Genomic DNA, 19567 nt, shown 5'->3' with positions numbered 1-19567 from the left:
GTGCTGGTGATCGGTCTGATGTCCGGGACGTCGTACGACGCGGTGGACGCGGCGGCGGCCGAGCTGCGGTTGGTGGACGACACGCTGCTGCTGAAGCCGCTGGGGATGGTGAGCACGCCGTACGACGACGAACTGCGGGACGCCCTGGCCGCGGCGCTGCCCCCGGCCGCGGTGCCGCTGGCGCGGGTGTGCCTGCTGGACACCCGGATCGGGCAGGCGTTCGCGGCGGCGGCCGTCCGGGCCGACCGCGAGCTGTGCGGCGGGCGGGCCGAGTGGGTGGCCTCGCACGGGCAGACGGTCTTCCACTGGGCGGAGGGCGGCCGGGTGCACGGCACACTCCAGCTCGGGCAGCCGGCCTGGATCGCGGAGGCGACGGGGCTGCCGGTGGTCGCCGACCTGAGGCCGCGGGACGTGGCGGCCGGGGGCCAGGGCGCCCCGCTGGTGAGCCTGGTGGACCTGCTGTGGCTGCGCGGCCGGCCGGGCACGCCGGTGGCGCTGAACCTCGGCGGGATCGCCAACCTCACCGCCCCGGACGGTACGGCCTTCGACACCGGGCCGGGATGCGCGTTGCTGGACGCGGCCGCCCGGGAGTTCACGGCCGGGCGGCTGCCGTACGACGTGGACGGCGCCCTGGCGGCACGCGGCCGGCCGGACGCGGCGCTGCTCGCCGGGCTGCTGGCGGAGCCGTACTACGCGCTCCCCGCGCCGAAGACGACCGGCAAGGAGCTGTTCCACCCGGGGTACTGGCGGGCTCCCGAGGGGATGTCCGCGGAGGACGCGCTGGCCACGCTCACCCTGCTGACGGCCCGTACGGTGGCGGACGCGGTGCGGGGCGCGGGGGCGACGGAGGTGATCGCCTCGGGCGGCGGCACCCGGAACCCGGTGCTGCTGGAGGCGCTGCGCGGCCTGCTGCCCGGGACACCGGTCCGTGTCTCCGACGAACTGGGGCTGCCCGCGGCGGCGAAGGAGGCGTACGCGTTCGCGGTCCTCGGCTTCCTCACGGCGCACGGTCTGCCGGGCACCGTCCCGTCCGCCACCGGCGCCCGGCACCCGAGTTTCCTGGGCTCGCTGACCCCGGGCCGGGAGGGGCTGCGGCTGCCGCCGCCGGCGCCGGGTCCGCCGGCGCGGCTGCGGATCGAGTGAGGCGGGCCGCGGGCACGCGGCCGGCTGCGCCTCGTCGGCGGCCCGCGGCCATGTGAAGCGCGCCTGAGGCACTCATCCGAAAGTCGCCGGATCCTCTCATCCCACTTTCACCGACGCCTCATACGGTAGGAGCATGACGCAGGTGACTCCTCCCGGGTGGTACCCCGACCCGGGGCAGACAAGTGACGGTCCGGCCACCGAACGCTGGTGGGACGGCAAGGCGTGGACGGAACAGACCCGCCCCGCCGGATCGGGCGCGGACTGGGGTCCCCCGCCGCAGCCGCCGGCCGCCGGCGCCCCGTCGGCCGCGGACGGGACGTATCCGCAGGCCGACGGCGTCCATCCGGCGTACCCGACGGCCTATCCGGGATACCCGGGGTACCCGGCGGCGCCGCCCGCGGGCAGACGCGGGCTGCGTACCGGCATAGCCGTCGGCATCGCCGCGGCGGTGCTCGCCGCCATCGGGGTGGGTGTGTACGCGCTCACCGCGAACGGCAGCGACAACGACAACCAGGCTTCGCAGCAGGGGCCGGGCGGACAGGGCGGTTTCGGCCAGGGCGGCACCGAGGGCCAGAACGGGCAGAACGGCGGACAGGGCTTCCCGTTCGGCGGCTCCGGTGGCTCGAACGGCTCCGGCGGCTCCGGCGGCTCCGGCGGCTCGAACGGCTCCGGTGGCTCCGGTGGCTCGAACGGCTCCGGTGGCTCCGGTGGCTCGGACGGCGGGGCGTCGCCCGCCCCGAACCAGTCCGAGGCACCGAAGATCAAGAGCGGTTCGGTGACGGACCCGGTGTCGGGCATCAGCCTCCCGATCCCCTCCGACTGGTACGGCCAGCAGACCCAGGCGGGCGCGTCGGTGACCTCCAACGACTCCTACAAGTGCCCCGGCGACACCTCCCAGCCCTGCACCGCCGGCGGCGCCTACTCGGCCCCCGCGGTCCTGCTGGGCACCTCGGGCAGCACGGCCGAGGCGGTCGCCAAGGCGGACATCTCGGCCGGCGCCAAGGAGTCGTACGGCGGCACGACCTACGGCTCGATCACCTCGCACCAGGTGCTGGCCTCCAAGGCGGTCACGGTGGCCGGGCAGAAGGGCTACCTGGTGCGCTGGAAGGTCGTCACCAGCAAGGGCGCCGACGGCTACGTCGAGTCGCTGGCCTTCCCGTCGCCGGCGAACTCCCAGCAGATCGTGGTGGTCCGGTTCGGCGTGGACGTCGGCCAGAAGGAGTCGGTGATCGATTCGATCACCGCGGGCATCAAGGTGTCCACGGGCGGCGGCAGCGGCCAGGACACCTGACCGCCCGGGAACAGTGTTCGGCCGGGTGGAGCGCCCCTCCGCTCAAAGGGGCGCCCCACCCGGCCGGGGGGTGCGCGCCGCCCCCGTCCCCACGGTGCGGCGCGAACAGGTCACCGTCCAGTCATCCCGTGGACGGCGGCCTGGGTCATCAGGTCAGTCCGAGTGCGGGCAGCGCCACGGCCTCCACGAAGCGGACCAGGTAGTCGGCGTCGGCGTACTCGCCGGTGAGCACGGGCCGCACCCGCAGGACGCCGAACATCATGGCGGGGACGTAGTCCAGCGCGGGATGCCCCTCGGCCACCTCGCCCCGCTCGACACCGCGGCGCAGGATGTCCTGGAGCGCCGCGATCTCCGGCTCGACCAGGGCCTCGCGCAGCGCCTGCGCCAGCTCCGCGTCCGAGTGCACCGCGTGGCCCAGCGCCTGGAGCAGCTTGGTGTCCTTGCGTGACCAGTCGCCGGCGGCCCGCGCGACCTCCCGCAGGTCCTCGGCGAGGGAGCCGTTGTCGATGCCGACGAAGCGCACCCGGCGGTTGGCCCGCAGCGCCGCCGCGACGAACTGCGGCTTGGTCTTCCACTGCCGGTACAGCGTGGACTTGCTGCACCGGGTGCTGGCGGCGACGCCGTCCATGGTCACGGAGTCGTAACCGCACTCGCGGATCTGTTCGAGCACGGCGTCGAAGAACTCCCGCTCACGCTCCGGCGTGATCTTGGAGCGGCGCGAGGCGGCGACCATGTCCGGTCCGTCCGCGGCCTGCGACGTCATGTGCTCTTCTCCTCACTCGCGCATCACTTGCGGATCACTTCCGCACCGCCCGCCGTTCGGCCGGGGCGGAAACCTACAACCAGTGTGGCCCACGTCTATCGATACGCCACTGTACCGGTACTCGGCCGTATCGGTACAGTGGCGTATCGGTACCATGGCGTTTCGGTACGCTTCCGTATCGATGAGTATCGGCGAGTCCGGGCCACCGCCCGGACTCGACACAGCACCACCGTCAGTGAGGGGGCCTGGGATGAGATCCCAGTCCGAGCCGGCAGAACCGGAGCCGGGCGCGATAGCCCGGCCGCCGCTCCTCCGTGAGCTCCTGCTCGTCGCAGGGCTCTTCCTCGTCTACAAGTCCGGCCGGCAACTGGCCATCGGCCACACCGCCGAGGCGGTGCACAACGCCCACCGGATCTGGGACCTGGAACGGACACTGCGTCTGCCCTCGGAGGTCGACGTGCAGTCCGCACTGCTGCACGGCGACACCCTCGTCCACCTGGCCAACACCTACTACGCCACGGTTCATTTCCCCGCCACGGTGGCCTTCCTGGTCTGGCTCTACCTGCGGCGCCCAGCGCACTACGTCTGGGCCCGCCGGGTCCTCGCCGCGGTCACCGCCGCCGCGCTGGTGCTGCCCTTCACGTTCCCGCTGGCACCGCCCCGGATGCTTGCCGCGACCGGCCTCGTCGACACCGCGCGGGTCTACGGCCCCTCCGTCTACGGCCCGCCCGCCCGCGACCACCTCTCCAACCAGTTCGCGGCGATGCCCTCGCTGCACTTCGGCTGGGCCCTGATGGTGGCGGTCGGCCTGATCGTGGCGACCCGCTCCCGCTGGCGCTGGCTGTGGCTGCTGCACCCCGCGGTCACCCTGCTGGTGATCGTGGGCACCGCGAACCACTACTGGCTGGACGCGATCGTCGCCACCGCGATGCTCGGCGTCGCCCTCGCCCTGATGAACCCGCCGCACCGCACGGCCACCACGGCCGGCCGCGGCACCCGCACCCTCGTACCGGAAGAGCCCGTACTGGCGGGGGCGGGCCGATGAGCACCGCGGCCGTGGTCGCCGTCGCCCTGTCCCTGGTCTCGGCCGTCGCCTACGCGGCCGCCGCCGTCGCCCAGGAACGCCTCGCCTCGAAGACCCCCGGAACGGGCCTGGTACGACTGCTCGGCTCCGGAGCCTGGTGGGCCGCGGTCGGCCTGAACGCGGGCGCCGCCCTGCTGCACGTCGTCGCCCTCAAGTACGGCCCGCTCACCCTCGTCCAGCCGCTGGGCGCGCTCACCCTGGTCGCCGCCGTGCCGATGGGAGCGCGGGTGGCCGGCCGCCGGGTCACGCCGACGGAGTGGCGGGGCACCGCCCTCACCCTGCTCGGCCTCGGCGCCCTGCTCGTCACGGCCTCGGGTCCGGCACCCCACCGGGTGCTGGGCCTGGCCGAAGCCCTCGCGGTGGCCGGTACGACGGCCGTCCTGATCGGCGCCCTGTCCCGTCCGGGCACCCGCCCCGGCCTGCGCCACGCGACCGCGTCCGGTCTCGCCTCGGGCGTGGCCTCCGCGCTCACCCAGACGGTGACGGTGGCGGCGACGGACCCCTCGGGCCCGCTGCTGAGCGCCGAGGTGATCGTGGGGGCCGTGCTGGTGGCCGCGTTCGCGGTGGGCGGCCTGCTGCTCTCCCAGACCGCCTACCGAGGCGGCCTCGGCGCCCCGCTGGCGGTCGTCACCCTGTCCAACCCGGTGGCGGCGGCGGTGATCGGCCTGACCCTCCTGGGCCAGGGGCTGAAGGGCGGCGCGACGGGCGTCCTGCTGGCCCTGGCGGGCGCGGCTCTGGCCTCCTGGGGCGTGGTGCTGCTCACCCGCGTGACCCCGCCGGCACCGCTCACGGCCCCGGACGAACAGCATCCGGTGGCCGCGGTACTGGCCCTGGAGGAGGCGCGGAGAGCAGCGGAACAGGCCCTGCTCCCCCACCAGAAACCAGAGACGGAACACCTCACAACCCTCTGAACGGCCCTGTGCGGCGCCCCGTCAGGGGCGCGGGGAACTGCGCGACCAGCCCCCACGCACCCGCGGCCGCGCGAACAAGGCTCCCGCTCCCACGGAGGGCGAAACGCCACGGCCGACGCCCGCGGCTCTCCACGGACGTCGGCCGTGTCCGGCTCGACCCCCGGTCACTCCGTGATGATCGCCGGGTCGCTCACACCCGGCTCCCCGTTCTCCACGTGCCCGGCGAACCGCCGCAGGAACGTCCTGTCGGCGTCGGAGGTGACCGTCACGTCGTACCAGCGGTGGCTGTGCCCGAGGTGGACGACGTGCCGCACGGTCGCCCCCGCGCGCACGGTGAACGTGCGCGTCCGGCCGCCGTAGCCGTCGGCCAGCGTCAGCTTCACCGTGCCGGAGCCCCGGTTGGTGAGCGTCAGCTCGATGTCGTCGCCGTGCGGCCGGGCGGTGACCTCGGGGCCCGCTACCTTGCCGGGGCCCTGGAAGGTCCGCAGGAAGCCGTTGGGTCCGTGCACGGTCAGGTCGTACGCACCGCCCGAGTACGCCGAGTTCCAGGTGTCGGAGACGGACTTGCCGGCCTCGGTGGTGTAGCTCCAGGGGCCGTCGGCGCGGTTGTTCGAGGTGACGAGGAACACCGCGCCGGCGTGGGCGCCCGACGCGAACGTGAGCGTGAACTTGCCGGCCGACGCGTCCAGCGCGCCGTCCACCACCGGGGCGTACTTGAGCGGCCGGGTGGGCCGCGAGCCGCGCTCCTGCCTGGGCAGCGAGGGGTTGGCCGGCGGCGTGGGCACGTAGTCGGGGTGCCGGTTCCTGTCCGGCGGTCGGTAGCCGTCGGTGCCGGGCAGTGCGACCGGCTTGGTGTCCTTGCGGGAGAAGTCGAACGCGGCGGTCAGGTCGCCACTGATCGCACGCCGCCAGGGCGAGATGTTCGGCTCGTGGACGCCGAAGCGGGCCTCCATGAACCGGATGATCGAGGTGTGGTCGAGCGTCTCGGAGCAGACGTAACCGCCCTTGCTCCACGGGGAGACGACGATCATCGGCACCCGCTGGCCGAGGCCGTAGGCACCGGCGGCATGGCTCGCGTCGCCCTTGAAGAGGTCGAGGCTCGGGTCGACCGTGGACTTGCCCTGCGCGGCGGAGGCCGGCGGGAACGGCGGGATCAGGTGGTCGAAGAAGCCGTCGTTCTCGTCGTACGTGATGAACACGGCCGTCTTCGCCCACACCTTGGGGTCCGCGGTGAGCGCGTCGAGGACCTGGGAGACGTACCAGGCACCGTAGTTGGCGGGCCAGTTGGGGTGCTCGGTGAACGCCTCCGGGGCGACGACCCAGGAGATCTGCGGCAGCTCGCCGGCCTTGACGTCGGCCTTCAATTGGTCGAAGAAGCCCTCGCCCCTGGTGGCGTCGGTGCCGGTGCGCGCCTTGTCGTACAGCGGGTCGCCGGGCTTGGCGTTCTGGTACTGCTTGAAGTAGAGCAGCGAGTTGTCGCCGTAGTTGCCGCGGTAGGCGTCCTGGATCCAGCCCCAGCCGCCGGCCGCGTCCAGGCCGTCGCCGACGTCCTGGTAGATCTTCCAGGAGACGCCCGCCTTCTCCAGGCGCTCGGGGTAGGTCGTCCAGCTGTAGCCGGCCTCGTCGTTGCCGAGGACCGGCCCGCCGCCCTGGCCGTCGTTGCCCGTGTACCCCGTCCACATGTAGTAGCGGTTCGGGTCGGTGGAGCCCATGAACGAGCAGTGGTACGCGTCGCAGACGGTGAAGGCGTCGGCGAGCGCGTAGTGGAACGGTATGTCGTCCCGGTTCAGGTACGCCATCGTCGTGGAGCCCTTGGCCGGCACCCACTTGTCGTACTTGCCGTTGTCGACCGCGCTGTGGGTGTCGGCCCAGCCGTGCGGGAGGTCCTGGATGAAGGCGAGGCCCAGGTCGTCGGCGTCCGGGTGGAAGGGCAGGATGTCCTTCGTGCCGTTCGACTGGTGCCACACGGACTTGTTGTTCTGGGTGACCGAACGCGGGTCGCCGAAGCCGCGGACACCTCTGAGGGTGCCGAAGTAGTGGTCGAACGAACGGTTCTCCTGCATCAGGACGACGATGTGCTCGACGTCCTCGATCGACCCGGTGCGGTGGTTCGCGGGCAGCGCGGCGGCACGCTGGATGCTGCTGGACAACGCGGTGAACGCCGTCGTGGCGCCCGCGAGTTGAAGAAAACGGCGCCGGTTGACTTCGGTCATGAGTGGACGACCTCTCATCCTGACGTACGGGATGGCCGGAACAGGGCGGATGTGTGCGGGTGCGAGTGTTCCAAGGGCATCGAACGTCAGGGAAGGGTCTGGTGGCGCGCATGTGAAACTCGGCCGTACGGGAGGTGGGGAACGGGTAGGACGACTGGACCGGTCACGGCCGGGGGACAGCCGTGACCGGTCGGCCGGGGGGTCAGCTGATGAACGAGCCCGCGGCGCAGGCGCTCGCCGTCACCCACTGGTGGGACATGATGTTGTCGTTCATGGAGTGACCGTCGGTGAAGTGGTCGCGGGTGAGGTCGTCCACGTAGAGCTCGCCCGGCTTGAGGCAGCCGTAACCGCCCGAGTAGTCGGCGTAGTAGTAGAAGGCCACGACGTCCTTGCCGCCGACGTAGCCGCTGTTCATCACGGACGAGGCGACGTTGCCGACGCCCTGGAAGCCGCCGGCGCCGTCCGCCCAGCTGGCGTCGTTGCCCGCGGTGACGCCGAGCAGGCCGCCCGCGCAGTCCCAGTCCTTCCAGGCCCGCACGTTGCCGTCGCGGCCCGGCCACTGCGCGTTGCATCCCGCGGAGGCCTGCGCGTTCACGGGGAGGGCGAAACCGACGGCGGCGAGGGCCAGAGTGGTGAGGGCGAGGGTCATTTTGCGCATGGTGAATCCCGTTCTGCCTCGTCGGAGGCGGTAGGTGTGGGAGAGGGCCGCGGCGGGTGCCGCGGAGTCATGGGGGGGTGCGGTGAGTGTCGGATGCGGGGGTGCCAGGTGCGGAGGGCTCGGGTACGGGGGCTCGGTTACGGGGGCTCGGGTACGGGGGTCTCAGGTGCGGGCCGGCACGATCCGCTCGGCGCGCTCCAGCGCGGTCAGCCGCACCTGCCGGTAGGCGTCCAGCCGGGCGCCGTACTCGCCGTCCAGCCGGGCCAGGTAGTGGGCCTCGCGGTCCTGGCCGACGGACCTGAGGGAGACCGCGCGGGCGCAGGTGGCGTCGGCGACCGCGATCCGCGTCTCGGCGGCGAAGCTCCTGGCCTCCTCCGCCCGGGTCTGGACCGCGGGGTGCTCCCGGGTGGCCTGCCGGGCCGCGTCGGGGTCCCGGTACGCGTGACCGGCCCGTTTCATGCAGGCCGACCACGCGTGCACGGCGGCGGTGAACCGCTGGTCGTGCAGGAGTGCGCCGACGTAGAGCGGGCGCAGGTTGCTCGCCGTGGTGTCGAGCCGGAACCAGGTCCCCGGGTCGCCGTACAGCGTCCGCTCCGCCTCCGCGTCGCAGCCGCCGGTCCGTTTGCTGACCCTGCCCCCGCCCGGGGCCTCGGTACGCAGCAGTTCGGCCTGCCGGCCGCCGTCGAGCGCGCTGTCGTACGCCGCCTTCCGGGTGGTGCCCAGGCCTGCGCGGTAGGCGCTGTTGGGGTTGCGCAGCCGGGCGCGGTCCTCCTTCGCCGTGATCCGGCTGCCGTATCCGTAGGTACGGGCCCAGCCCACGTCGTCCTGCACGTAGCCGAGCGGCCTGCTCTCGGCCAGGGTCAGCGGGCGGTCCGTCCAGTAGCGGAAGCCGTGCCGGGCCATGCACCGGGCGACCAGGCGCTGTTCGGCGTCCGAGACCCGCAGGTCCTCCGCGTAGGTGAGGTCGCGGACCCGGTGGGCGGCGGTGGGCGCCGAGCCGTCGCCGGACGTCCGGGAGCAGCCGGTGAGGGCGAGCGCGGCCACGGCGGCGACGGCGCTCAGTCGCGCGGCCTTGCGGCGGAAGGCGGTGCGCTTCATCGGGCGACTCCCTGGGCGGACGGCGAACGGCTCGGTGCTCACAGGCCGTTGACGCCACCGCGGGGGCGTTCGTATGACACCCGGTCGCGAGGAGTCTCCGGCGCGACGCATGCCGTGACGGATCCGGGTACCCGCTCATACGAGGGCGGGCGACGGACCGTCTCCCGCACAGGGGCCGCTGTGGCCACCCACAGAAACCAGCCAACTGCGCCAGGAGGGAGAACGGCCCCCACGGCACCGACGGGCCCAGGACCCCTCGGCACACCGGGCATCGTGGCGGTCCGGGCCATCCGGTCGGACGGACGGCTTCCGGACACGACGGCCCGGTTCTCGGCCTGCCCTGACGGTGGCCGCCGATATCGTTGTCGGCATCCGCTGGCAGCGGCGATCGGGGTTCGATGTTCGAAGTACGTCTGCTCGGGCCGGTGGAGGTCTGGGAGGGCGGCCGGCGGGTCCCGCTCGGCGGCCCCCGACCCCTCGCGGTCCTCGCCTCGCTCGTGGTGCACCTCGGCGAGGTCGTCTCCACCGAGCGCCTGGTGGACCTCGTGTGGGACGAGGAGGCCCCGGCCACCGCGGGCGCCCTGGTCGCCACCCATGTCTCCGCCGTACGCCGTGCCCTGGCCCGGGTGGACGCGGCCGAGGTGATCCGTACCCGGCCCCCGGGGTACCTCACCGACCTCGCTCCCGCGCAGGTCGACGCGCGCCGTTTCGAGGGACTCCTCGCGGCGGGGCGGGCCGCGGGGCGTACGGAGGAGGCGGCCGGGCTGCTGGCCGAGGCGCTCGGGCTGTGGCGGGGCCGGGAGGCCCTGGAGGGGCTCGGCCAGTCCTTCGCCCGGATCGAGGCGGCCCGTCTCGCCGAGCTGCGGCTGGTGGCTGAGGAGGAGTCCTTCGGACTGGCGCTGGAACTGGACCGCGCGGACGCCGCGATCGCGCCGCTGCTCGCCCACGTGGCCGCGCATCCGCTGCGGGAGCGGCCGCGCGGCCAGCTGATGACCGCCCTGTTCCGCACCGGCCGGGTCTCCGACGCGCTGCGCGTCTTCCAGGAGGGCCGTGCGGTGCTCCGCGACGAGCTGGGCATCGACCCGGGGCCGGAGCTGCGGGCGGTGCACCAGGCCGTGCTCCGGCATGACACCGGTGTGCTGGGGACCGGCCGTGCGGCCGCGTTGCCGGTACCGGCTCCCCGGAGCGGCCCGCCCCACCCCGCGCCGTCCCATCTGCCGCCCGACATCGCCGACTTCGTGGGCCGGGCGGAGCAGGTCGGGTGGGCGACCGAGCTGCTGCGCGGGGTCGGTGACACCGGCCGGACCGCCCCGCCGATCGGGGTGATCTCCGGGCGTTCCGGCATGGGAAAGACGGCGCTCGCCGTGCACGTCGGCCACCGCACCGCCGAACTCTTCCCGGACGGACGCCTGTTCGTGGACCTCAGGGCCGCCGACGCCACCCCCCTGGAGCCCGCCGACGCACTCGCCCGGCTGCTGCGCGCGATGGGCGTCGACCCGGACACGCTGCCCTCCGGTGTCGAGGAACTGACCGGCGTGTACCGCACCCACATCGGGCACCGGCGGGTACTGATCGTCCTGGACAACGCCGCGGGTGAGGCCCATGTCCGGCCGCTGCTGCCGCCCGGTCCGGGCTCGGCGGTGCTGGTCACCAGCCGTCGCAGGCTGGTGGCCCTGGAGGGGGCCGTCCATCTGGATCTGACGGTGCCGGACGAGGCCGAGGCCCTCGACCTGCTGCGCCGGGTGGCGGGCGAGCGGCGGACGGGTACCGAACCGGAACGGGCCGCCGAGATCGTCACCCTGTGCGGGCGGCTGCCGCTCGCGGTGCGCATCGCCGGCGCCCGGCTGGCCGCCCGCCCGCACTGGGCGCCGGGACGGCTCGCGGGACGGCTGCGTGACGAACGCCGCAGACTCAACGAACTCAGCGCCGGCGACCTGGAGTTGCGCACCAGCCTGGAACTCGGCTACGCCGACCTCGATCAGCAGGAGCGGCGGGCGCTGCGCCGGCTGGCGCTGCTGGACCTGCCCGACTTCGCGGCGTGGATCGCCGCCCCGCTGCTCGACATAGGGACCGAGGACGCCGAGGAGGCCGTCGAACGGCTGGTCGACTGTCACTTCATCGACGTGATCGGCATGGACGGTACCGGCCTGCCCCGCTACCGCATCCACGATCTCGCCCGCGAACACGCCCGCGAGCGCTGCCTGTCCGAGGAGAGCGCCGACGACCGCACGGCGGCGGTCCGGCGGCTGGCCGGCAGCTGGCTGGACCTGGCCCGCAAGGCCGCCGCCCGCGGGCCCGGCGGCGCGAGCCGGCACTTCCCCGAACCGGCCGCGGTCCGGCCGCTGGACCCGGAGACCGAGGCGGCGCTGCTCGCCCGGCCCGCGGCCTGGTTCGCCGCCGAGCAGGCCGGGCTGCTGGCCGCCGTCACACACTGCGCCGACCACGGGATGGCGCGTACCGCCCGGGACCTCGCCGGGGCGCTGATCGCCAGTTCGGCCGCGCTGTACAACCAGTTCGACGCCTGGTCCAGGGCGCACACGGCGGCCATGGCGGCGGTACGGCGCAGCGGGGACGTCGAGGGCGAGGCCTGGCTGCTCGCCGGCCTGGGCCAGCTCCGTTACGAACAGGACCGGTTCGAGGACTCGTACGCCTACTTCGCCGACGCGCTGCGGCTGTTCGAGGACCGGGCGCCGGACGGCTCCGCGGTGGCGCTGGCCGGGATGGGCACCGCCCGCCGCGAACAGGCCCGGTACCCGGAGGCGCTGGAGCTGCTGGAGGCCGCGCTGGAGCGGTACGGCGACGCGGCGGACGCCGGGGTCCGGGCCCGGGTGCTGTACGGCATCGGCTACGTGCACCGGGAGCAGGGCCGGGACGCGCCGGCGCGGGCGGCGCTGTCCGGGGCGCTCGACCTGTACCGGGCCGCCGCCGATCTGCACGGCGAGGGCCTCACGCTGCGCTCGCTGGCGCTCTGCGACCGGGCCGAGGGGCGGTGCCGGGAGGCCGAACCACTGCTGCACGAGGCACTGCGGCTCTTCACCGGTCTGCACGACACCCTGGGCGTGATGTACACCGAACAGTCTCTCGCCAAGGTGGAGTTGCGGACCGGCCGGACCGAGGAGGCGGGGCGGCGGCTCGCGCGCTGTCTGGCGGTGGCCCGGGAACGGCAGGACCGGTTCGGCGAGGCGCTGGTGCTGCGCACGCTCGGGGAGCGGTCGCTGGCGGCCGGGGACATCGCCGGGGCCCGCGAGCCGCTGGAGCACGCGGCCGCGCTCTGGGCGGAGTTGGGCCTGCCGCTGTGGCGGGCGCGCACGGTGTGGGACCTGGCCCGGGTGTGGTCCGCGGAAGGTGACGCGCGCGGTGCGCGGGCGGCCCGGGCGGAGGCGCTGGAGGTGTTCCGTTCGCTGGGCGGACGGGAGGCGTGGGAGCGTCGGGAGGACGAGCTGTCGTAGCCGGGCCGGGGCTGTAGAAGTCCTGGTGGCACGCTTGCAGGGAACATGCAGAGCAATTGCAGGGGTGCCCGGCACGCTGTTTCTCGTGACGGACATCATCACGCTCTCCGACTCCCGGGTCGCCGAGGTCACCGAGCAGGAGTGCGGTGAACCGCTGGTGGACCTGCGTACGACACCCGGCCTGCGGATCGACCGCCGCCAGGCCGACGCCGACGGCAGCTACGCCCGGCTGCGGCTCGGCGTGGCGCAGCGGCTGCTGCGGGCGCAGTCGCTGCTGCCCGCCGGGATCCGGTTCCTGGTGGTCGAGGGCTACCGGCCGCCCGGTCTACAGCGCCGCTACTTCGAGGAGTACGCGGCGACCCTGCGGGCCGCCCATCCGGACGCCGGCCCGGCCCGGATCCGCGAGCTGGCCAGCGCCTACATCTCCCCGCCGGAGGTGGCCCCGCACGTCAGCGGCGGCGCGGTGGACCTCACCCTGTGCACCGCGGACGGCACCGAGCTGGCGCTGGGCACGGAGGTCAACGCGACGCCCGAGGAGAGCGCGGGTGCCTGCCGCACCGGGGCGGCGAACATCGACGCGGAGGCGCGCGCCAACCGGGGGCTGATGGACCGGGCGCTGACCACGGCCGGCTTCGTCAACTACCCCACCGAGTGGTGGCACTGGTCCTACGGCGACCGGTACTGGGCCCTGCTCACCGGGGCGCCGGCCGCCCGGTACGGCCCCGCCGCCGCACCCGCGCGGACCGCCTGACCGGCGGCCCGCGCACCCGACCACGACCACACCGCACGACCGGCCAACGGGGGACGACCATGGAAAACCACGGCGGCACGTGTACGCAGGACCCACACGCCGACAGACAGGAGCACACGGGCGCCGAGCACATGGGTGGGACGCACATGGGCGGAAAGCACATGGGCGGAAAGCACATGGGCGAGGCACACATGGGCGAGGCGCACAGGAGCGAGGAGCACAGGGGGGCGGGCCACACGGGCGCGGGCCGCGCCGGCGAAGCCCACATGAGTCCGGGGGACTTCGACGCCTCCTTCACCGCTGACATGCCCCGGCTGCGCAGGCGGCTGATCGCCCTGACCGGGAATCCGCACGACGCCGACGACCTGGTGCAGGAGACGTATCTGCGGCTCTCCCGGCGGGCCCGGGCCCGGAGTCTGACGGCCCAGCAGCACCCGTACGCCTACACCTGCACGGTCGCGCTGAACCTGCTGCGCGACTCCTGGCTGCACCCCTCCCGCCGTGAGCGGACCACCGACCGGCTGCCGGAGGCGGGCTGGGACGGCGGGCTCGGCACGTACGAGGCCTCGGCGAGCGCCCTCGCGTTGCTGAGCGTGCTCTCCCCCAAGGAGGCCGCCGCGGTGATCCTCGTCGACCTGGAGGGCCTCACCCACGACACGGCCGGGGAACGGCTCGGCGCCCATCGCGGCACCGTCCAGCGCAACCGCATGCGGGCGCTGGCCAAGATGCGCGCGGCGCTGGCCGGCTGAGTTCCGGGTGCCGCGTCCCCACGGGGGTGGGACGCGGCACCCGGGCAGTTCGCGCGACCCCCGCCCCCCACTCCATGTCGACGAAGGACGTGCATCTTGAGGCTCACCACACCCGGCAGGGCGATCGTCGTCGCGGCGGCTCTCGCCACGGTCCCGCTGCTGTCCACCACCGCCCATGCCGCCGCCACCGCCGCCGCGCCGCGCGCCGCCCAGGACGCCACCTGCGGTGTGCTGGCCTCCGGTGCCTCCGCCACCGCCGAGGCCGCGGTGGCGGCGGCCTGCTCCCAGATCGGCGTCTGGTACAGCTGGGGCGGCGGCCACGGCGCCACACCCGGTGCCACGTACGGCTACTACGACGGCTCCGACCCGGACAGCCTGCACGACAACGAGCGCAAGGGCTTCGACTGTTCGGGCCTGATGCGGTACGCGTACTACCGGGCGACCGGCAGGGACCTGCTCAACGGCACGGCCGACGACCAGTACCACAGCCCGCAGGCCTCGGCGCGCTTCTCGGCGGCCCAGGGTACGGCTCCCCTGGTCCCCGGCGACCTGATGTTCTGGGGCAGCGGACACGTCCACCATGTCGCCATGTACCTGGGCGCGGGGCAGATGGTGGAGGCGTACGAGTCGGGCACCCACATCCGGGTGGCCCCGGTGCGCACCGGCGGCGACTACGCCGGCGCGATCCGCGTCAACCCGTCCGGTACTCCGGTGCCGCCGCCGGCCGACGGCGGTACGACCTTCGAGACGTGGGGCACGGGGGTGCGCACGCACACGACGCCGAGCGTGCGGTCCGCCGTCGTGGACACCTTCGCCGGGCCGACCCAGGTCTCCGTTCAGTGTCAGGAGCACGCGGAGACGGTGACCGCCGAGGGGTACACCAACGACATCTGGTCCAGGCTGGCCGACGGTTCCTGGCTGACCAACATCTACATCAAGGGCCCGGCCGAACTGCCCGGCATCCCGGACTGCGGCGGTGACACCCCGCCGCCGCCGGGCGGGGGAAGCACGGCGTTCCAGACCTGGGGCACCGGCGTGCGCACGCACAGCGAGCCCAACGTGAACGCCGGTGTCGTGGACTACTTCCCGCAGCCGACGACGGTGAACGTGGTCTGCCAGACGCACGCCCAGACGGTCACGGCCGACGGCTACACCAACGACGCCTGGTCAAAGCTGACCAACGGCGCGTGGCTGACCAACATCTACATCAAGGGCCCGGCGTGGCTGCCGGGAGTGGCCACCTGCTGACCTGAGTACGGCGGACGGAGCCCCCCGTCCGCCGCTCTACTCACTTTGTTGTCCATCAACGCCCGCCCGCTGCCCGAGCCGCCGCAGCACCAGGTCCCCCCACTGGAGGTTCTCCCGCTCGAAGGCCATCCCGCGCAGCAGGGTGAGGTAGGGGCCGACGCGCTCCGCCTCGGCGAAGTAGGCCTCCTCCGAGCGCCCGGCGAGCAGGCGCCGCCGGATCCGTTCGTAGCGGGCCAGTTTGGCGGTGGCCCACTCCATGCGCTCGGCGACGGCGGCGCGGACCGCCTCGAGGTCGCCGGCGTCCGCGCACTGCACCTTGACCAGCAGTTCGTCACGGACCACGGACGGCCGCGACGGGGGCTCGGCCGTGTAGGCGCGGATGGCCTCGCGACCGGCCGCGGTCAGCGCGAACAGCCTCTTGTTGGGCCGGCGTTCCTGCTCGACCACGCGCGCGGTGATCAGTCCCGCCTCCGCCATCCGCTCCAGTTCGCGGTAGAGCTGCTGGGGCGTCGCCGTCCAGAAGTTGGCGACCGTCGCGTCGAATCCCTTCGCGAGGTCGTATCCGGAGGCCTCGCCCTCCAGGAGGGCCGCCATCACCGCGTTCCGTAGCGCCATGGGGACACGCTAGCATGCGGAGATAGTCAACTTTTTTAGTAGACGAGGTGGACCTCATGCACCCCTTCCGCAAGGCCGTCGAGGACGGCGACATGGACGCGGTGGCCGCGCTGCTGGCCGACGACGTCGTCTTCACCAGCCCCGTCGCCTTCAAGCCGTACCCGGGCAAGGCGATGACCGCGACCATCCTGCGCGCGGTGTCCCGGGTCTTCGAGGACTTCAGGTACGTCCGGGAGATCGCGAACCCGGACGGCCGCGACCACGCCTTCGTGTTCACGGCGACCGTGGCCGGCAAGCAGCTCCAGGGCTGCGACTTCCTGCACTTCGACGAGGACGGCCGGATCGACGAGTTCACGGTGATGGTCCGCCCGCTCTCGGCCGCCCACGCACTGGCCGAGGCGATGGGCGCCCAGTTCGAACGCATCACCCAGGAGGCCACCACGGCTGAGTGAACACGCCGGGCCCCCGGCCGGGGCGCAGGGTCGGCGAGGGTGCCGACCGCCCGGCTTCCGGTGTGGGCCCAGGACGGCCAGTACCGCTCTGATCAGGCGTTCCGCTGGCGACCTTCCGTGAGGCGGAAGGGCCGTTGCGGGGGCGGGACGGGCTCCTCGACGATGCCACCACCCATCCGAGACGGGAGCCGCAAAGATGCCGCACATCACCGCCTTCGCCAGGAACCAGTGGTACGTCGCCGCCTACAGTCACGAGGTCGGCCGGGAGTTGTTCGGGCGGACGGTCCTGGGGGAACCGCTGGTGTTCTACCGGGCCGAGGAGGACGGTGCGCCGGTCGCCCTCAGCGACCGCTGCGTGCACCGGCGTTACCCGCTGTCGGAGAGCGGGCTCGACGGTGACCGGATCGTGTGCGGGTACCACGGGTTCACCTACGACCGGACCGGCGCGTGCGTGTACGTGCCGGGGCAGAAACGCGTCCCGCGCACCGCCCGGGTCGCCTCCTACCCGGTGGTCGAGCAGGACTCGCTGGTGTGGGTGTGGATCGGCGACCCGGCGCTCGCCGACCCGCGGTCCATACCGCGGGCGCGCCACCTCGACTCCCCCGGCTGGACGACCGTCCGCGGTATGGAGCCCATCGACGCCGACCACGGTCTGCTCGTCGACAACCTTCTCGACCTCTCCCACGAGACGTATCTGCACGGCGGGTACATCGGCACCCCGGAGGTCGCCGAGACGCCCATCACGACCGAGGTCGACGAGGGCGCGGGGATCGTGCGGGTCAGCCGGCGCATGGACGACGCCGAGTGCCCGCCGTTCTACGCCCGTTCGACCGGCATCGAGGGCCGGATCACCCGCTGGCAGGACATCGAGTACCACGCGCCGTGTCTCTACCTGCTGCACAGCCGGATCGCCCCGGTCGGCGTGGTGCCGGAGGCCGACGGCAGTGATCCGCACGGCTTCCACACCGAGATCACCTACGCGATCACCCCGTCCTCGGACGGCAGGGTGTACGACTTCTGGATGGTCTCGCGGGACTGGGCGACCGACGACGCCGAGGTCACCGAGTTCCTGCGGAGCAACAACCACACCGTGGTCATGCAGGACGTGGACGCCCTCAACCTGCTCCAGCGGACGCTGGGTTCGGAGCGTGCGGGATACCAGGAGCTGAGCATCAACATCGACACCGGTGGCCTGGCGGCCCGCCGGATCCTCGCCCGGCTGGTCGAGGAGGGCGACAAGCCCGTGGAGAAGGTCCTGTGAGCACTTCGACGGGCGAGGTCTACCGCATCGACTGGCTGCCGGGCACCGACGTGCTGCACGGCACCTGTCACTGCGGCGCCGAGCACACCGCCCAGGACCCGGTCGAGATGTGGGAGTGGATGCTCGGTCATCCCGAAGGACACCAGCCCCCGGAGCGCACCGCATGAGCCTGTACGAAGCCGAACTGGTCGTCGGCGAGCGGGAGCCGGCGGCCGACGGCGTGATCGCCCTCACCCTTCGGCATCCCCTCGGCGAGGAGCTGCCCGGCTGGGAGCCGGGAGCCCATCTCGACGTGCTGCTCGGGCCGGGGCTGGAGCGGCAGTTCTCCCTCTGCGGGGATCCCGGCGACCGGACGGGCTGGCGGATCGCGGTGCTCCAGGAACCGGACGGGAGGGGCGGATCCGCCTTCGTCCACGAACAGCTGGGGGTGGGCGACAAGGTGCGGGTGCGCGGGCCGCGCAACCACTTCCGGCTGGAGCCGGCCGCCCGCTACCGGTTCGTCGCGGGCGGTATCGGCATCACCCCGATCCTGCCGATGCTGGCCGCCGCGGAGGCGTCGGGCGCCGAGTGGACGCTGCTGTACGGCGGCCGGACCCGGCAGTCGATGGCGTTCACCGGCGAGTTGGCCCGGTACGGCGGCACCCGCGTCACCGTCGCCCCGCAGGACGAGACGGGGCTCCTGGACCTCGGCTCGGTGCTGGACGACGTCCCGGACGGCACCCTCGTGTACTGCTGTGGTCCGGGACCGTTGCTGGACGCGGTGGAGGAGCGCTGCCCGGCCGGGGTGCTGCGGGTCGAGCGGTTCCGGCCGAAGGAGCCGGACGGGCACGAGGCGGGCGGGGACCGGGAGTTCGAGGTCGTCCTCGCGCAGAGCGGTCGTACCGTCACCGTCCCGCCGGGGGTGTCGGTGCTCGACACCGTCCGGGCCGCCGGCGTCGAGGTGCTCTTCTCCTGCACCGAGGGCACCTGCGGCACGTGTGAGACCGACGTCCTGGAGGGCACGCCGGACCACCGGGACTCGGTGCTCACCGAGCAGGAGCGGGCGGCCGGGGAGACCATGCTCATCTGCGTCTCGAGGTGCCGGGGGGAACGTCTGGTGCTCGATCTGTGATCCGCAGGTCCGCCTCGATCCGCGCCGCCGCCGCGAGCAGGTGCGGCAGCAGCTCGCGGCGGGCCTGTTCGGCGGAGGTCCGCCCGGAGTGCGTCGCCAGGTTCACCCCGGCCACCGCCCGGCCGCTCCGGTCCCGCACCGGGGCGGCCAGTGTTCTGACGCCGTCCTCCAGGTCGTTCTCCGACAGGGCGTAGCGCGGACCGCCGGCCGGCAACACCCGCCCCGTCGCCGTGCCGTACGCCGGCGCGCGCGCCCCCACCGCGACCGTCGCCGCCATCACCCGCGGGGCCGGTACCCGCGCCACGCACACCACGTGGTCGGCGTCCGGCACCCACAGCGCCGCCGACTCCCCCGTCAGCGCGACGAGTTGCTCCAGGTGCGGTTGCGCGAGGCCCGGCAGGTCGAGGCCGGAGAGGTAGGCGTAGCCGAGTTCCAGGACGTGCGGGGTGAGCCGGAACCGGCGGCCGTCCGAGTGCACGTAACCCAGGTCCGCGAGGGTGAGCAGCAGCCGGCGGGCGGCGGCCCTGGTCAGGTCGCAGGCGCGGGCCACCTCGCTGAGCGTGCGCGCCGGATGTTCGGCGTCGAAGGCGCGGATGACGGCGAGCCCGCGCTCGAAGGACCTCACGAAGTGCGTTGGACGGGCATCCTCGCTCGGCATCGGCGCCTCCCCGGTTCGTCACGGGAACACGGTGAGAGCGCGGTTCGATAACTGTCAACAATTTTGTCAGCTAAAACCATTGACCGGGTCGTACGGCCGGTTCTACTTTCCC

At 73.3% G+C, this 19567-nt stretch carries 18 protein-coding genes; 12 read left to right on the top strand and 6 right to left on the bottom strand.

The annotated features are described in order from the left end of the window. Both AAW13_RS10380 and AAW13_RS10375 read left to right on the top strand, forming a co-directional pair. On the top strand, positions 1-1143 hold the full coding sequence (locus AAW13_RS10380) for an anhydro-N-acetylmuramic acid kinase (protein WP_046728487.1): 1143 nt from the start codon (positions 1-3) through the stop codon (positions 1141-1143). Positions 1144-1276: 133 nt separating this feature from the next. Next, a complete protein-coding gene (locus AAW13_RS10375) occupies positions 1277-2434 on the top strand; it encodes a DUF2510 domain-containing protein (protein WP_046728486.1) in 1158 nt (385 codons plus the stop codon). A gap of 148 nt (positions 2435-2582) precedes the next feature. On the opposite strand, the gene AAW13_RS10370 is transcribed toward AAW13_RS10375, so the two are convergent. Further along, complete coding sequence (locus tag AAW13_RS10370) at positions 2583-3197, bottom strand: TetR/AcrR family transcriptional regulator (protein WP_046728485.1); 615 nt, start codon at positions 3195-3197, stop codon at positions 2583-2585. 250 nt (positions 3198-3447) lie between these two features. Between AAW13_RS10370 and AAW13_RS10365 the strand changes: the two genes are divergently transcribed. Both AAW13_RS10365 and AAW13_RS10360 read left to right on the top strand, forming a co-directional pair. Beyond that, a complete protein-coding gene (locus AAW13_RS10365; RefSeq protein ID WP_046728484.1) occupies positions 3448-4242 on the top strand; it encodes a phosphatase PAP2 family protein in 795 nt (264 codons plus the stop codon). Next, positions 4239-5192, top strand: coding sequence for a DMT family protein (locus AAW13_RS10360; protein WP_046728483.1), 954 nt, complete (start codon positions 4239-4241; stop codon positions 5190-5192). Before AAW13_RS10365 ends, AAW13_RS10360 begins: the two co-directional genes overlap by 4 nt. A gap of 164 nt (positions 5193-5356) precedes the next feature. Here the strand turns inward: AAW13_RS10360 and AAW13_RS10355 are convergent, their stop codons facing one another. The 3 genes from AAW13_RS10355 to AAW13_RS10345 all read right to left on the bottom strand — a co-directional run bounded on the left by AAW13_RS10355 (position 5357) and on the right by AAW13_RS10345 (position 9161). Further along, positions 5357-7405: a phosphocholine-specific phospholipase C gene (locus AAW13_RS10355; protein ID WP_046728482.1), complete on the bottom strand. Its 2049-nt coding sequence runs from the start codon at positions 7403-7405 to the stop codon at positions 5357-5359. 202 nt (positions 7406-7607) lie between these two features. Then, complete coding sequence (locus tag AAW13_RS10350) at positions 7608-8054, bottom strand: hypothetical protein (RefSeq protein ID WP_240528589.1); 447 nt, start codon at positions 8052-8054, stop codon at positions 7608-7610. Positions 8055-8225: 171 nt separating this feature from the next. After that, complete coding sequence (locus tag AAW13_RS10345; RefSeq protein WP_046728480.1) at positions 8226-9161, bottom strand: hypothetical protein; 936 nt, start codon at positions 9159-9161, stop codon at positions 8226-8228. Positions 9162-9559: 398 nt separating this feature from the next. On the opposite strand from AAW13_RS10345, the gene AAW13_RS10340 reads away from it, so the two are divergent. From AAW13_RS10340 to AAW13_RS10325, 4 genes are all read left to right on the top strand, one after another. Next, positions 9560-12610 carry an AfsR/SARP family transcriptional regulator gene (locus tag AAW13_RS10340; protein WP_046728479.1) on the top strand — a complete coding sequence of 1017 codons (3051 nt, stop codon included), beginning with the start codon at positions 9560-9562 and terminating at the stop codon, positions 12608-12610. 85 nt (positions 12611-12695) lie between these two features. Next, positions 12696-13361 (top strand): M15 family metallopeptidase, encoded by a 666-nt coding sequence (locus AAW13_RS10335; RefSeq protein WP_046728555.1) that lies wholly within the window; start codon positions 12696-12698, stop codon positions 13359-13361. Between the two features lie 266 nt (positions 13362-13627). After that, positions 13628-14110 carry a sigma factor-like helix-turn-helix DNA-binding protein gene (locus tag AAW13_RS10330; protein ID WP_046728554.1) on the top strand — a complete coding sequence of 161 codons (483 nt, stop codon included), beginning with the start codon at positions 13628-13630 and terminating at the stop codon, positions 14108-14110. A 96-nt stretch (positions 14111-14206) separates the two neighbouring features. Next, positions 14207-15358 carry a C40 family peptidase gene (locus AAW13_RS10325; protein WP_046728478.1) on the top strand — a complete coding sequence of 384 codons (1152 nt, stop codon included), beginning with the start codon at positions 14207-14209 and terminating at the stop codon, positions 15356-15358. A 36-nt stretch (positions 15359-15394) separates the two neighbouring features. Here the strand turns inward: AAW13_RS10325 and AAW13_RS10320 are convergent, their stop codons facing one another. Further along, positions 15395-15973 carry a PadR family transcriptional regulator gene (locus AAW13_RS10320; RefSeq protein ID WP_046728477.1) on the bottom strand — a complete coding sequence of 193 codons (579 nt, stop codon included), beginning with the start codon at positions 15971-15973 and terminating at the stop codon, positions 15395-15397. A 56-nt stretch (positions 15974-16029) separates the two neighbouring features. On the opposite strand from AAW13_RS10320, the gene AAW13_RS10315 reads away from it, so the two are divergent. The 4 genes from AAW13_RS10315 to AAW13_RS10305 all read left to right on the top strand — a co-directional run bounded on the left by AAW13_RS10315 (position 16030) and on the right by AAW13_RS10305 (position 18797). Continuing rightward, positions 16030-16425, top strand: a complete 396-nt coding sequence (locus AAW13_RS10315) for a nuclear transport factor 2 family protein (RefSeq protein WP_046728553.1) — start codon at positions 16030-16032, stop codon at positions 16423-16425. Between the two features lie 196 nt (positions 16426-16621). Next, on the top strand, positions 16622-17686 hold the full coding sequence (locus AAW13_RS10310; RefSeq protein ID WP_046728476.1) for an aromatic ring-hydroxylating oxygenase subunit alpha: 1065 nt from the start codon (positions 16622-16624) through the stop codon (positions 17684-17686). Next, positions 17683-17853, top strand: coding sequence for a hypothetical protein (locus AAW13_RS45850; protein ID WP_167391699.1), 171 nt, complete (start codon positions 17683-17685; stop codon positions 17851-17853). The genes AAW13_RS10310 and AAW13_RS45850 overlap by 4 nt, the downstream gene beginning before the upstream one ends. Further along, on the top strand, positions 17850-18797 hold the full coding sequence (locus AAW13_RS10305) for a PDR/VanB family oxidoreductase (protein WP_046728475.1): 948 nt from the start codon (positions 17850-17852) through the stop codon (positions 18795-18797). Before AAW13_RS45850 ends, AAW13_RS10305 begins: the two co-directional genes overlap by 4 nt. Here the strand turns inward: AAW13_RS10305 and AAW13_RS10300 are convergent. Beyond that, a complete protein-coding gene (locus AAW13_RS10300) occupies positions 18748-19455 on the bottom strand; it encodes an IclR family transcriptional regulator domain-containing protein (RefSeq protein ID WP_046728474.1) in 708 nt (235 codons plus the stop codon). The genes AAW13_RS10305 and AAW13_RS10300 overlap by 50 nt on opposite strands. Positions 19456-19567: the final 112 nt, after the last annotated feature.

It is taken from the genome of Streptomyces humi (genome assembly GCF_001005085.2).
Taxonomy (GTDB): Bacteria; Actinomycetota; Actinomycetes; order Streptomycetales; family Streptomycetaceae; genus Streptomyces; species Streptomyces humi.
Note: the sequence above shows the minus strand (reverse complement) of the source record. Positions and strands in the feature narration are given on the sequence as shown.

Excerpts from the sequence above, each read along its gene's own strand:
- AAW13_RS10365 (WP_046728484.1), top strand. The coding sequence starts at position 3,448 with ATGAGATCCCAGTCCGAGCCGGCAGAACCGGAGCCGGGCGCGATAGCC.
- AAW13_RS10350 (WP_240528589.1), bottom strand. The coding sequence starts at position 8,054 with ATGACCCTCGCCCTCACCACTCTGGCCCTCGCCGCCGTCGGTTTCGCC.
- AAW13_RS10355 (WP_046728482.1), bottom strand. The coding sequence starts at position 7,405 with ATGACCGAAGTCAACCGGCGCCGTTTTCTTCAACTCGCGGGCGCCACG.
- AAW13_RS10300 (WP_046728474.1), bottom strand. The coding sequence starts at position 19,455 with ATGCCGAGCGAGGATGCCCGTCCAACGCACTTCGTGAGGTCCTTCGAG.
- AAW13_RS10340 (WP_046728479.1), top strand. The coding sequence starts at position 9,560 with ATGTTCGAAGTACGTCTGCTCGGGCCGGTGGAGGTCTGGGAGGGCGGC.
- AAW13_RS10345 (WP_046728480.1), bottom strand. The coding sequence starts at position 9,161 with ATGAAGCGCACCGCCTTCCGCCGCAAGGCCGCGCGACTGAGCGCCGTC.
- AAW13_RS10375 (WP_046728486.1), top strand. The coding sequence starts at position 1,277 with ATGACGCAGGTGACTCCTCCCGGGTGGTACCCCGACCCGGGGCAGACA.
- AAW13_RS10320 (WP_046728477.1), bottom strand. The coding sequence starts at position 15,973 with ATGGCGCTACGGAACGCGGTGATGGCGGCCCTCCTGGAGGGCGAGGCC.
- AAW13_RS10305 (WP_046728475.1), top strand. The coding sequence starts at position 17,850 with ATGAGCCTGTACGAAGCCGAACTGGTCGTCGGCGAGCGGGAGCCGGCG.
- AAW13_RS10370 (WP_046728485.1), bottom strand. The coding sequence starts at position 3,197 with ATGACGTCGCAGGCCGCGGACGGACCGGACATGGTCGCCGCCTCGCGC.
- AAW13_RS10330 (WP_046728554.1), top strand. The coding sequence starts at position 13,628 with ATGAGTCCGGGGGACTTCGACGCCTCCTTCACCGCTGACATGCCCCGG.
- AAW13_RS10310 (WP_046728476.1), top strand. The coding sequence starts at position 16,622 with ATGCCGCACATCACCGCCTTCGCCAGGAACCAGTGGTACGTCGCCGCC.
- AAW13_RS10315 (WP_046728553.1), top strand. The coding sequence starts at position 16,030 with ATGCACCCCTTCCGCAAGGCCGTCGAGGACGGCGACATGGACGCGGTG.
- AAW13_RS10360 (WP_046728483.1), top strand. The coding sequence starts at position 4,239 with ATGAGCACCGCGGCCGTGGTCGCCGTCGCCCTGTCCCTGGTCTCGGCC.